Here is a 13024-nt window from a genome sequence, read left to right as displayed (position 1 = left end):
CGCCTCAGCCGATATGCGTCACTGCGGGCTGGTCCATGACCGGCACTGGCGTCGGCGCCTCCCGGCCCCGACCGGCGCGCATGCGCAGAAAGCGCGTCAGCTCTGCGATCTGCTCTGGCAGGTCGGAGGGGCGCAGGCGCTGGTTGGCGGGAACCTCCGGCGGCCATACGGGCAAGCTGCCACGTGCCGCGTGATCGGCCAGCCACCGTGTGGGCGGCAGTGCATCGTCAATCAGATAATCGGTGCCCGCCAACCGGTCGCGCAGGGCGTCCGCCATGCCCCCCCGCGCGCGCCCGGTCAGGCGGCACGACGCCGCGACCCGCGCATCGGCGACATGGGCCACGCTGAACCCGGCCTGCCGCATACGCCGGATCAGATCGCGATCCTCGCCGGTGCGCCGGTCTGCAAACCCGCCGACCTGCTGATACGCCGCGCGGCGCAGGCCAAGGCTCGCCCCCGGGGCTTCGCCGTGATGGGGCAGCGGGTTATGCGGCTCCGGGTAGATCATCTGGTAGAATTCCAGCACCAGCGCACGATAGCACGCCTCGTTCCAGCCTTCTTCCGCTGGCATGCCACGCAAAATGCCGCTTTCACCTGCAAGCGGTTCAACCGCCCCGCAAACCGCGTCAAACCGCGCCAGATGCGCCAGGTTCGCGGCAACCCAATCCGGGGCCGCGATGCAATCCGCGTCGGTGGTCAGCAGATGCTCCAATTGCGGTGCATCGTCCAGCGCGGCCTGACAGCCAATGCGGCGGGCGGTGCCCACGCCCTGCCCCGGCTCCAATTTCAGCGTGATGATCTGCAACTGTGACTCCGCCAATGCGGCCCGCGCCCGTGCAACGGTGGCGTCGGTGCAATTATTGGCGACCAGAACAACGCGGCAGGCGGGGGTCAGCTGCGGCTGCAGGGCGGCGAGGCAGGCACCGATGCGCCGGGCCTCGTTGCGCGCGGGGATCACGATGGCGGTGGTGATAGCGCTCATGACCCGGCCCCCGGCAAATGTCTGTCGATGCGGTAGCCCTCTGCCTGCGTGACCGGGCGCAGCGCCAGCGCGGGCCCCAGCGCGCGGGCAAAGATCGCGAGCGCCGTCGGACCTTGCAGATCGTGGCCGGTATCGCCCAGCCATGTCACGCACAGGATTTCCGCGTCGGGCCAGCGCGTGGAAATTTGTTGACCCAAGCCGGTCAACCCCGGCGGATCAAGGAAGTAGAGGATTTCGGACAGGACGATTAGATCGAACGCTCCGTCTGGCAGGTCGTCCGGCAACCACCCTTGGACAAAATGCCCCTCCGGCACCGCCTGTTGCGCGGCCCGGACCGCCCGCGCCACGGCATCAACCCCGGTATAGGCCGCGCACTGCGGCGCCAGATGCCGCGCCAATGCCCCATTGCCACAGCCAAGCTCCAGCCCGTGCCGGTAACGCGCACGCCCCAGCGCCGCACGGGTCGCGGCGAACTTTGCCTGCTCATAAGGGCTATTGCGGAAATTCCACGGATCGTCGGTGGCGGCGTAAAGCTGCGCCAAATGATCGGCGCTTACGGACATGGCAACACCTCGAAAAACACCTCCGGCGCGGTGGCGAAGAATTCGGTGAAGCCCGGGCTCATCGCGAACCCGCTGGGATCGTCGTCGACAACGCGGCCCAACTGGCTGCCATGGGCGTCGATGGCGGCGCGCTTGGCGTTCTGCCAAAGCTGCGTGTCAAAGCGGCGTGGAACTCCGCCGGTCTTCTGCGCGTAGGCCGGGTCATCCCAGCGCGACCACACCGGATAAGCCCAGTGGCGCAGTGCAGGCCGGTGCCGCGCGACCTCGGCGGCGATTGCGGCAGTTGCCTTGTGATCGGCGTGGTGGTCCATAACGGCGCTGGCGAATAGCGACGCGGCACCCATTCTGTCGCACAGATTTACGATCCAGTTGGCGATGGCATCGCGGTCTTGCGCGCCCAGCCAGCCATCGGGGTGGCGCAGGAAACTGACATCCCCCGCCGCGCAGCCCAGATGGCCAACCGCCCGGATCAGTTCGGCCTCCCGCCGCGTGGCAAGCCGCCCGTCACCCCAATTGCGGGATTGAGGATGCGATGCCGCGCCATCGGTCATGCAGATCACATGCACCGGGATGCCCTGATCCCGCGCAGCGGCGATCAGCCCGCCACAGCCGAGGCTTTCGTCATCAGGGTGAGGGGCGAGGATCAGAACCGGCGCGGTGCCGACCAACTCCGCCAGGGTGATCGATTGAAATCCTGCTGTATCGTCGGGGAGCTCACACACCGGCGCAAGGCTCATGGCAGCATCTCCCACACCGGGCGGGGGGTATCGAGCGTGTGACGCCCAACCCGAAGCAGCAGGGCATCGCGTGCCGCCTGCCGAAGATAGGTGGCAAGATCCTCCGCCATGCGCCCGGTTTCGCTCCCTTGCGAAAAATGCACCAGCCCGACGCTTTGCTCCACCGCCGCGATGGTCTGCTGGGCAATTTCCTCGGTCAAAAGCCGGGCCGCCGCCGACAGCGCGACGCCCTGCTCCGGCGTGGCGGTGTTGGTTGTGCTTTCGCCGAAACAGGCCGCGCGCCGGACAAAGGTTTCGGCGGCCAGCGCGCGCATCATGGGTGGGGTCAAACGGGTCAGTTGCGCCTCGGCCCCCATCCGCTCCAGCCCGCCGAGATGCCGCCGCGCCGCGTCGAGCAGGCCAAAGGTCGCGCCAAGTTGCAGCGCCGCGATGCGCCAGACGCCGGAGACAAAACCCGGCTCGGTCACATAGCAGCCGGGCGCACCGATCCAATCGACCTCGTCCACCTCGATCCCGGCGAAGTCATGCCCCCCCGACCGGGTCGCCCGCATCCCGCGCATCGCCCAGTCGCCGGGATGGTGCCGGGACGCATCCCGCACGTCGATCAACCCGATCCGGGGTGCGTCGTCGCCTGCGACGGTGATGATCGCGTGTGTCACGGTGCCCAGCCCGGAGGCAAAGGTTTTCGCCCCGCGCAGCGCATGCCCGTCAACGCGCACAGGCTCCGCGCCGTCGGCGCCCCAAACCCCGAGAAACGCGCCTTTCGCGACGATCTCGGCCACACGGGCCGTTTGCGCCGCGCTGCCATGCATCTCGACAATCCGCAGCGCGTTGATGTGACCTTCGTAGAGCCGCGCCACCGACAGGTTCGCCCCCGCGATGCGGACAAGCCGCCGCGCGGTCGCTGCCGGGTCCGCCGCACCGCTGTCGGTCAGAAGATCGGCCTGCCGCAGCAGGGTGACGGAGCGGTCGATCCCGTCGCCGCTGCGGTGCTGATGTGGGGCATGACGCGCCAGCGCGCGGCACAGGGCGTCCAGATCGGCAGCGCCACCCATGGCGGCCTGATCTATGCGAGGATGGTTCATTCTGCGGCCTCCGCATGGGTGGCAGGGCACTGCGACAGCAGCGCGGCCAAATGATCGTGCCAGAGCGGGACGACGCGGCTCAGGCGGAACCTCTCCGCCATCGTCACCTCGGGCGGTTGCACACGCCAGTGCTGGATACGGGCGGCGATTTCGTACCCGCTGTGACCGTCGATCACCTGCGACGGGTCGGACGCCACCTCATCATTCGCGCCCAAGCCACGGTGGATCAGCACCGGCGTGCCGACGGCATTGGCCTCCGCAATCACAAGGCCAAAGGTCTCCGCGAATTGGGTCTGCGGATAGAACAGGCACAGGGCGCGGCGCATCTCATCTAGCAATTCAGGGCGGTCGAGCCTGCCGATCATCTCAACGCCTGCTGGCACCGAGCCGGTATCCCACGCCATATAGCCCGGATCGGCCACGCGGAGGCGCAGGCTCGGCACATGCTTCCGAAGCGCTGCGAATTGAGCAAAGACCTGCGCCAGCCCTTTATGTGGTGCGCTGGCAAAGAGCAGCCGGTCGGGATCTCGCGGCGTCGCATCCGGGCGCAGCGTATCCTCAACCGGGTTGGGAATGGCGCCGATCCGAAGCTGCGTGGGCCTGTCCAGAAACCCGCGCAAATCGCGGGCGTGGCTGTCCGAGACGCAAATCACATGCACCCCCGCCCGTGCCAGCGCCACGCCCATCCGCCGGTTGTGGCGGCCGGGATGTACATGTAGCCACAGGCTGATCGGCGTGTCGGGGTGATGGCGGCGCAGGAGGCAGGCGACCTTCCATGAGTTAATCACCACGAACGCATCGGGACGCGCTGCCCTGTCACCGGTCATCGCCGCGTCCATCGGGTTCAGGGCGGGCGCGGCATTGGTATCGAGACAAGCCTTCTGAAACAGGCGAAACTGAAAATGCGGCGCGAGCGCCTGGGTGATGCGCAGAACCGTCGCCTCCGTCCCACCAATGCCGCGCGCCGGCATGTGATCAGGTCCGTAAGCCACGCCCGCGCAGCTATCGACGATGCCGATCACGGGCTTTGAATAGGCGGACGGCATCATTGCGCGGCCTGCAGGCTGGGTGCTGGGCAGCGCAGAGCCGCATCGCGCGCCGCGCGGGTCGCGTCGGTCATGGGCATGTCGCGGGGGCGCAGCCGTTCGGGCGCATTGCAGAATTCCACCTCTAGATGAGGCAAATCCACAGGCACCGGGGCCACCTGCCCCGTCGCCCGCCACTGCGCGACCTTGTCCCACACGCGGGCGCGATCGGCGCAGCGTTGCGGGCTATCGTAATCCGACACGGCGGATTGGGTCAGGCTATCGGGGGTTTCGACTTTGGTCAGCAAAACATCGGGAATGACCCAGATGACCTCGCCGTTCAGGATCAACCGATTGCGAAATTCACGATCCTCTTCGATGCAGTCCGCGAACCCGCCGAGCCGGGCAAAGACATCATGCCGGAACAGGCCCGAATTCACATGGGTCCAGTCGCCCGGCACCTCCGACCCCATTTGCAGGTTCGGGAACATATCGTCGACCAGCGACAGCGTGCGTTCGATCCGCACGCGGCGCCCATCCGGCAGCAGCAATTCGTGGTGGGTCAGCACCGCCCCGATCTGAAGCTCGCTGTTCGCATCCTTGCCGATCATCGCCCAGTTCAGGCTGTCATGGGCCTGCACATCGCGGCGGGTCAGCACCCGCATCTGGCGCAGCACCTTATCCCGATGCGGAATATCGTCGCTATCGTGGAAGGTCACGCCCGCGCCGTCGGTCAGCAGCAGCGCGGCGTTCTTGGCCCCTGCCGTGCCCAAGTTGCGGCGCAACCGGACATAGGTGAAACGCGGATGGGCAAAGTAAGGCTCCAGCACGCGCTGGGTGTCGTCGGTCGAGGCATCATCGACCACCATCACATCCCGGTTCCACCACGATTGATCCAGCGCCGCGCGCACGGCGGTGTCGATCAGATGGGCCCGATTATACGTCGGAATGACGATATCGATGCGCGGCGCGGTGTCGTCTGTGGTCATGCCATCACTCCCTGTGTCGCGATCCCGGTGCGGTATCGCAGCAATTGTTTCTGGATCATCACCGCGGCTGGCACCGGCAGGGCCATCGCGCCCCATGCCAGCCAAACCAGCGGTTCCGCCGCCGCTGCGGCGGGCGCCGCAAGGATCACCAGCGTCAGCAGGATCAACCGATCCAGCGGCACGTCCCGCAGGGTGATCGCGGTTTCAGGGCGCTTGGCGGTGACGGTGAAGCGCAATTCCATCGGCAGGCAGGCATCCACGGTTGCCCGTGCCGCGACCGGCGCAAGGGCCAGCCGGGCGGCGAAAGCCTGCACCACCACACCGAAAGGCCGCCGGTCATGCAAACCGCGCCGCAACAACCTAAGCGCGATTTCCGTCAGGCTCAGAAGCACGCAAAGGGCGGCGATCCGCAACAGCATGCTGTCTGGGTTTCGGGTCAGGATCAGGGCGCCTGACAGTGCCGCGACGGGAACGAGCGAGAAGTTCAGCCACGCGCCCAACTGCGCCACAACTGCCCGCACCTGTCGCAGGCTCAGCCGTCCTGCGGGACGCGCCAGCACCGGCAGATGGTGAAACAGCGTCCGCAGGTTTCCGCTGGCCCAGCGATAGCGTTGGGCATCCAGATCGCGCAGGGTAAAGGGCAGATAACCGTTGCCGGTGACGCTGCCGATATAGCGCCCGCGGAACCCGGCGGCACACAGCCGCACGCCCAGTTCCGCGTCCTCCGTCGTCGTTTGGCCGGACCAGCCGCCCACCGATGTCAGTGCGGCGCGGCTGATGACGGAAAGGGTGCCGGTCAGCAGGACGGCCTCGGCCCCGTCGGCCATCTCAGCATCCGTGCGGAAATAGTCCTCCAGTTCCATATCCACGCCAGCGGGGCGGCTGTCTGATCGGGCGTAAGCCTGTGGAAACTGGACATAATCCGCCCCACTCTCCCGCAGCGCTTCGGCGGCTTCGGACAGGAAGCTCGGCACGACGCGGTAATCCGCATCGACGGTGACGATATGGCTCGCGTCGGCGCGCGCCGCGGTCAGCGCGATGTTCAACGCGCCCGCCTTTGCCCCCGTGACGCCCATCTGATGCAGGAAACGAAAGCGCGGCCCCAAGCTGGCACAGGCCGCCTGCACTGGCATCCACAACGCAGGATCGCCGGTGTTGTTATCCATCACGATAACCTCAAACAGATCGCGCGGATAATCCTGCCGGGCCAACGCATTGAGCGTATCTATGACCATGTCGGGGGGTTCGTTATGGGTGGCGACATGCACCGAAAAAACCGGGCGCGTGCTCGCTTCGGTCGCGGATGCCACAGCGGCGACAGGACGTATCCCGAAGCCTGCGATCAGCTTGCCCAACTGCAAAAACAGCACTCCGCCACACAGGATGGCCACGGGTGCGGGTGCGATAGCAGCTGCGATGAAGACAAGACAAAAGACAGCACTGGACAGCATCCATCACCCCGACACATTGAATTGGACTGCGCGGCGAGACACTCACTGGTTGAGTTTCATCGTCGGCAGTTTACAAACGCGAGGGGGCGTGAAACGTTCCCGGTATCGGATGGATCGGCGCAATTTTGCCGAAAATCCGGTTGAATTGAATGTGAAATGACAATTCGCAAAACCGCGCCTCAGCCGGGGCCATGGCGCGGTTTGGCCGCTAAGTGCGGCGCGGGTCAGATAAAGTCGTGACTGCCGGGCCTATCCGTAGGCCCAGCAGTCAGGCTTCAGGCAAAATGCCCGGCGAAGGCAGATGTCCAGTCGCGCACCAGATCGGCCAGCGGTGCCTCGACCCCGCCCAAGGATACGGTCGCCCCGCCAAAGCGGCCAACTTGGATCAAGGGCAGATCATTGGCGGCTGCGGCAGATAGCAATGCTTCGGCCTGCGTCGGATCGGCTGCGATCAGATAGCGTCCCTGATCCTCACCATAAAGCGCGGCGGTGCCGGACACATCCAGCGTCACACCGCACTCCGCCGCAGCGGCCATTTCGAACGTGGCAAGCGCCAGCCCACCGTCCGACAGGTCGGTGCAGGCACGAATGGCGCGGGCGTTGTTGCGGACAAATTCGCCGTGGACACGCTCGATTTCCAGATCGACATGCGGTGCGTCGCCATCCTCACGCCCCAGCAGCTCATAAAGCAGCGCGGATTGTCCCAGATGCGCGCCCTCGGCCCCCAGAAGCAACAAAACATCGCCATCCTGCGCCGGGCCACCAATCAAATCGTCAAGCGTGTCGAGCAACCCAACCGCGCCAATCGTCGGCGTGGGCAGGATACCCGTGCCGTCGGTTTCGTTGTAAAGCGATACGTTGCCCGACACGATGGGCGTATCGAGCGCGGCGCAGGCTTCGCCGATGCCTTTGATCGCGCCAACGAACTGGCCCATGATCTCCGGCTTTTCGGGATTGCCGAAATTGAGGTTGTCGGTCGTGGCGAGCGGACGCGCGCCCACGGCGCACAGGTTGCGATAGGCTTCCGCCACGGCCTGCCGCCCGCCCTGCTGGGGGTTGGCGCGGACATAGCGGGGCGTCACGTCTGAGGTGAACGCGAGCGCCTTCTCGGTGCCATGCACCCGGATCACGCCAGCCCCCATGCCCGGAGCCCGCACGGTATCCGCCATCACCATGTGGTCATACTGTTCCCAGACCCACGCCTTTTGCGCGTGGTTGGGCGAGGTGATGAGCGCGCGCAGCGCCTCGATCGCGTCGACCTCAGCCACATCGCTTAGCGGCGCGGCAGCCGGCGTTTCAACCCAAGGACGGTCATATTCCGGCGCGGAGCCCGCCAGCGTCGCCAGAGGCAGATCCGCCATGACGGTGTTGTGGTGCATCACAAGGAACCGATCCTCGGCGATGGTCTCGCCCACGATGGCGAAATCGAGATCCCATTTCTCGAATACCGCCTTGGCCTCGGCCTCCTTTTCGGGGCGCAGAACCATGAGCATCCGCTCCTGGCTTTCCGACAGCATCATCTCATAAGCGGTCATGCCGGTTTCGCGCACCGGCACGGCGTCAAGGTTGAGCCGCACGCCCAAGCCACCCTTATCGCCCATCTCGACAGCGGAGCATGTCAGACCAGCCGCGCCCATATCCTGAATCGAGATGACGGCGCCGGTCTGCATCAGCTCCAGCGTCGCTTCCATCAGGCGCTTTTCGGTGAAGGGATCGCCAACCTGCACGGTGGGCCGTTTTTCCTCGATCGTGTCGTCGAACTCCGCCGAAGCCATCGTTGCGCCGCCGACCCCGTCGCGGCCCGTTTTGGCCCCAAGGTAAACGACAGGCATGCCCACACCAGACGCGGCGGAGTAGAAAATGCCATCCGCATCCGCCAGACCTGCCGCAAACGCATTCACAAGGCAATTGCCGTTATAGGCCGGGTGGAAGCGCACTTCGCCGCCGACGGTGGGCACGCCGAAGCAATTGCCATAGCCGCCGATGCCCTCGACCACGCCATGCACCAGCTGCCGGGTCTTGGGGTGATCCTTCTCGCCGAAGGACAGCGCGTTCATCGCCGCGATAGGCCGCGCGCCCATCGTGAACACATCGCGCAGGATACCCCCGACACCGGTCGCCGCGCCCTGATAGGGTTCGATATAAGACGGGTGGTTGTGGCTCTCCATCTTGAACACGACGACCTGATTGTCGCCGATATCCACGACGCCCGCGTTTTCACCGGGGCCGCAGACGACCTGCGGGCCTTCGGTCGGCAGGGTGCGGAGCCATTTCTTGGAGGATTTGTAGGAACAATGCTCGTTCCACATCGCGGAGAAGATCCCAAGCTCGGTAAAGCTCGGCTCCCGTCCGATGATCTCGAGGATCCGCGCATATTCGTCGGGCTTGAGCCCATGGGCTGCGATCAGCTCTTCGGTGATCTCGGGCTCATCCATGTCATATCCCCTATGGCAGGCACCTTGCGGCAGTCGCGGCCCTCATAGGGCAATCCTGCGCGGGGGAAAAGACGCGGTAGCGGGGATGTTGCGATGGGGGGCGCGAAATTGATGGCGCGCTCAGTCGTCGGCCAGCTCTTGCAGACGCTCGACAAGCGTGTCCCGCGTAATCGCCGTGTGCAGGACGCCGCCGGTCAAGGCGTCGTTCGGGACAGCCAGCGTAAAGGTTGAGACCTCAACGCCCAGACCTTCTGCCGGGGCGACGATCAGCGCCAGTTGCGCCTTCTCATAGGGACGGACCTGCTCGATATAGCCCAGCAACTCATCCTCGGCGCTGCGCACTTCCGCCCCCACAAATTCGACGGATAGGTGGGAGGCTCCGACAGCGCTGCGCGCCTGCGCGGTGTCGAGAATGGCGCTGCCGTCAATCACCACCGGTTCGGGACGGCGCGCAGGGCGGCGGATGCGGCTGCTTTCGGGCGCCTCAGCGGACGCCTGCATCAGCAGCGCTCCGCCGATCAATGTATCGGGGCCGGTGCCGGTCACCGCGAGCAAGGCATCGGTGTCACCGAAGGGCGCGACGATCATAGGATCGAAACTGAAATCGTCCGCATAGGCGGCCTGCGCCATCAGCATGACGGCGCCGACGCCCACATGAGCAATCGGATAAAGTGATGCGCCAACAGCAGCTTGCAGTGTAATATTGAACATGGAGTCCCCAAGCATCCCGGCCGGTCCACCCGATTGGCCCAGCCCCGTCATATCGGGGTAACGCGACAGTCACGCAAAGGTTGCATGATCTGGCCCTCAAACGGTCCACTGCAGCGAATCCATGCCAGCGTCCGCAATTCCGACAGAAAAACTCAGAAAGCCTGTTGACGCGAGGCGGCCCGCCCTGTTTATGCGTTGCAAACTCAAACCGGAGGACCAAACATGACATTCAGCCCCCGCGTCTTTGCCCTTGCCGCTCTTGCTGGCAGCACCGCCCTTCCCGCCCTTGCTCAGGAAGTGAACGTCTATTCCTATCGTCAGCCCGAACTGATCGAGCCGCTGACCGATGCGTTCACCGAAGAAACCGGCATCAAGGTCAACATCGTCTACCTTGAAAAAGGCGTGGCGGAACGGCTGAAAGCCGAAGGCGCACGGTCCCCCGCCGATCTGGCCCTGACCGTCGACATCACCCGCTTGGCCGCGCTGAAGGATGCGGGCGTTCTGCAGGCGGTCGAGAGCGAGGCGCTGGAAGCCGCCGTTCCCGCCGAATTCCAAGATCCTGACAACCAGTGGTTCGCGCTGACCAGCCGCGCACGGATCGTCTATGCCTCGAAGGACCGGGTCAGCGACGACGAAGTGACCACCTACGAGGATCTGGCCTCCGAAAAATGGCGCGGCCGCATTTGCACCCGCTCGGGCCTGCATGCCTATAACGTCGCCCTGACCGCCGGGATGATGGAACAGCATGGCGAAGAATTCACCCGCGAGTGGCTCGAAGGGCTGAAGGCCAACCTCGCCCGCAAACCGCAGGGCAACGATCGCGCGCAGGTCAAGGCCGTGTCGGAAGGTGAATGCGACATCTCGCTGGGCAACACCTACTACATGGCGCTGATGCTGAAGAACGACGAACAGCGCCAGTGGGCCGACGCGGTGCGAATCCTGTTCCCGACCTTCGAAGATGGCGGCACCCATGTGAACGTGTCCGGCATGGGCCTGACGAAAGCCGCGCCGAACAAGGAAAACGCAATTCAGCTGATGGAATTCCTCGCCTCCGAGGCAGGCCAGAAGCTCTATGCCGAGATCAACCACGAGTTCCCGGTGAACCCGGCGGTGTCGATCGAAGGCGTGATGCAGGAATACACCGACTTCACCCCCGATGACGCCAACCTGCAAGATCTTGCTGATCTGCGTAGCGACGCGGTGAAGCTGGCCGAAGAGGTCGATTTCGACGGCTGATTTTAATCACCGTTGTTTGGATTGATAGGCGCGCTGGCTTAGCTGGCGCGCCTTTTTCTATGGGATCCGGCTGTGTTTAGCAGTGGCACATAGACGGCGGCCCGCGCCAAGTGCAGACAAAACTACCGCTTGAACATCGCGCAACAATCAACCAACATGTTAGTTGATACTTAATCCTTCCCCACCCCTCTGGAGGCCTCCATGTCCACCGCCGATTCCGCGCCGCGCGCCCATCTGTTTGGCGTTTCCGCCGCGCTGGTCACCCCGTTTGCTGCCGATGGCTCCGTTGATGGCGCCGCCGTGCAGGCTCATGTCGCTGATCTGATTGCGCGCGGCATCGATGGCGTGACGCTGTTCGGCACGACCGGCGAAGGGGCATCGCTGGGTGCGACCGACCGCGCGGCGATTTTCGAGGCGGTTCTGGCGACCGGCATCGCGCCTGCGCGGATCACCGTCTGCATTTGCGCCACCGATCTGGAATCGGCTGTGGCCAAGGCGGGCGAGGCGTTCGAGCGGGGCATTACCCGGCTGCTGCTGACCCCGCCCTTCTACTTCAAGGGTGTGAGCGATGATGCGCTGTTTGCGTGGATTTCGGGCTTTGTCGCGCAGACCGCCAGCCACTCGCCCGAGATCATCCTCTATCACATCCCGCAGGTCACGATGATCCCGCTGTCGCCCGCGCTGATCCGCCGGTTGAAGGACGCCTTCCCGACCGAGATCTATGGTGTCAAAGACAGCGCCGGCGATTGGGACAACACCGTGCAATTGCTGCCGTGGGATGATCTGGCGATCATGATCGGGGACGAGCGTCTGCTGGCGCGGGCCGCGCCGCTGGGCGGGGCTGGCTCGATCAGCGGCATGGCAAACCTGTTCCCCGAACGTATGGCCGGGCTGGTGCATCGCGCCGAACCCGATGCCGATCTGGATGCGCTGGTCGAAGACGTGATCACCCATCCGGTGACGCCTATGGTCAAGGCTCTGGTGGGCCGGGTGCGCGGCGATCATGGCTGGAGCCGCACGCGGTTGCCGCTGGAGCCTGCCGCGACCGAGGCGACCGATCAGCTTGCACAGCGCTGCCGGGCCATGCTTGGCTGAGCCGTCCTGCGGGCCCGGTGCAGACGCGCGCCGGGCCCGTGCCGCAACTCCGGGGAGGACCACCCATGTCGCTGCGTGAACGTGCGTATGAAAGCTTTACCCAACACCTGCTGGACCGGGATCTTGCGCCCGGGCAGTTCGTGTCGCAGCGCGAATTGGTGGAATTGACCGGATATCCGCTGGGCGCCGTCCGCGAGATGATCCCCCGGCTGGAATCTGACGGGCTGATCCGGACGGTGCCGCATCGCGGGTTGCAGATTGCGCATGTGGATATGGACCTGATCCGCAACGCGTTTCAGCTGCGGCTGCTGGTGGAGCGGGAAGCGGTGGCGCATTTCGCGCAGACCGCCCCGGCGGAGCGGATCGAGGCATTGCGCGAGGCGCATCTGCGCGTGCGTGCGCTGGCCGAGCGCGACGTGACGCCGGAGTTGAACCAAAAGGCGCAGCAGCTGGATTGGGATCTGCACGACGAAATGGTCGCGTCCCTCGGCAATGCGCTCATCACCGACATCTACCGGGTCAATTCGATCAAGATCCGGCTGATCCGCACCGAAGACACGCGGATGCTGCCGGAACTGGTGGTGTCGGTCATGGATGAACATCTGGCGCTGATCGAGGCGCTGGCAATCCGGGACAAGGCCGCCTCCGTCGCGGCGCTTGAGGCCCATGTGGAAAGCGCCAAGCGGCGGGTGGTCCGGGTCTGACCCGACCCGAC

The 13024-nt window shown here is 65.1% G+C and carries 12 protein-coding genes; 3 read left to right on the top strand and 9 right to left on the bottom strand.

Annotation, left to right across the window (positions count from 1 at the left end; translation table 11 throughout):
- Positions 1-4: 4 nt before the first annotated feature.
- The 9 genes from CBW24_RS08465 to CBW24_RS08425 form a co-directional block, all read right to left on the bottom strand.
- Positions 5-982, bottom strand: coding sequence for a glycosyltransferase family 2 protein (locus CBW24_RS08465; RefSeq protein WP_097373312.1), 978 nt, complete (start codon positions 980-982; stop codon positions 5-7).
- The gene (locus CBW24_RS08460) at positions 979-1545 is read right to left on the bottom strand and encodes an SAM-dependent methyltransferase (RefSeq protein ID WP_097373311.1); all 567 of its coding nucleotides are present in this window, start codon (positions 1543-1545) and stop codon (positions 979-981) included. The genes CBW24_RS08465 and CBW24_RS08460 overlap by 4 nt, the downstream gene beginning before the upstream one ends.
- Complete coding sequence (locus CBW24_RS08455) at positions 1536-2282, bottom strand: PIG-L deacetylase family protein (protein WP_097373310.1); 747 nt, start codon at positions 2280-2282, stop codon at positions 1536-1538. Before CBW24_RS08455 ends, CBW24_RS08460 begins: the two co-directional genes overlap by 10 nt.
- Entirely contained in the window at positions 2279-3367 is a 1089-nt protein-coding gene (locus CBW24_RS08450) for an acyl-CoA dehydrogenase family protein (protein ID WP_097373309.1), read from the bottom strand. Before CBW24_RS08450 ends, CBW24_RS08455 begins: the two co-directional genes overlap by 4 nt.
- Positions 3364-4416 carry a glycosyltransferase gene (locus tag CBW24_RS08445; RefSeq protein WP_097373308.1) on the bottom strand — a complete coding sequence of 351 codons (1053 nt, stop codon included), beginning with the start codon at positions 4414-4416 and terminating at the stop codon, positions 3364-3366. The genes CBW24_RS08450 and CBW24_RS08445 overlap by 4 nt, the downstream gene beginning before the upstream one ends.
- Complete coding sequence (locus tag CBW24_RS08440; RefSeq protein ID WP_157773156.1) at positions 4413-5381, bottom strand: glycosyltransferase family 2 protein; 969 nt, start codon at positions 5379-5381, stop codon at positions 4413-4415. Before CBW24_RS08440 ends, CBW24_RS08445 begins: the two co-directional genes overlap by 4 nt.
- Positions 5378-6832: a glycosyltransferase family 2 protein gene (locus CBW24_RS08435; RefSeq protein ID WP_097373307.1), complete on the bottom strand. Its 1455-nt coding sequence runs from the start codon at positions 6830-6832 to the stop codon at positions 5378-5380. Before CBW24_RS08435 ends, CBW24_RS08440 begins: the two co-directional genes overlap by 4 nt.
- Before the next feature lie 275 nt (positions 6833-7107).
- Positions 7108-9267 carry a phosphoribosylformylglycinamidine synthase subunit PurL gene (purL, locus tag CBW24_RS08430; protein ID WP_097373306.1) on the bottom strand — a complete coding sequence of 720 codons (2160 nt, stop codon included), beginning with the start codon at positions 9265-9267 and terminating at the stop codon, positions 7108-7110.
- Between the two features lie 120 nt (positions 9268-9387).
- Complete coding sequence (locus CBW24_RS08425) at positions 9388-9978, bottom strand: hypothetical protein (RefSeq protein ID WP_157773154.1); 591 nt, start codon at positions 9976-9978, stop codon at positions 9388-9390.
- 222 nt (positions 9979-10200) lie between these two features.
- Between CBW24_RS08425 and CBW24_RS08420 the strand changes: the two genes are divergently transcribed.
- The 3 genes from CBW24_RS08420 (at position 10201) to CBW24_RS08410 (ending at position 13013) form a co-directional block, all read left to right on the top strand.
- Entirely contained in the window at positions 10201-11214 is a 1014-nt protein-coding gene (locus tag CBW24_RS08420; protein ID WP_097373304.1) for a Fe(3+) ABC transporter substrate-binding protein, read from the top strand.
- Positions 11215-11415: 201 nt separating this feature from the next.
- Positions 11416-12309 (top strand): dihydrodipicolinate synthase family protein, encoded by an 894-nt coding sequence (locus CBW24_RS08415; protein ID WP_097373303.1) that lies wholly within the window; start codon positions 11416-11418, stop codon positions 12307-12309.
- A gap of 65 nt (positions 12310-12374) precedes the next feature.
- Positions 12375-13013: a GntR family transcriptional regulator gene (locus CBW24_RS08410; protein ID WP_097373302.1), complete on the top strand. Its 639-nt coding sequence runs from the start codon at positions 12375-12377 to the stop codon at positions 13011-13013.
- The last annotated feature ends 11 nt before the right edge of the window (positions 13014-13024 follow it).

This window comes from Pacificitalea manganoxidans, from assembly GCF_002504165.1.
Taxonomy (GTDB): domain Bacteria; phylum Pseudomonadota; class Alphaproteobacteria; order Rhodobacterales; family Rhodobacteraceae; genus Pacificitalea; species Pacificitalea manganoxidans.
This window is presented reverse-complemented; position numbering and strand designations above follow the sequence as displayed.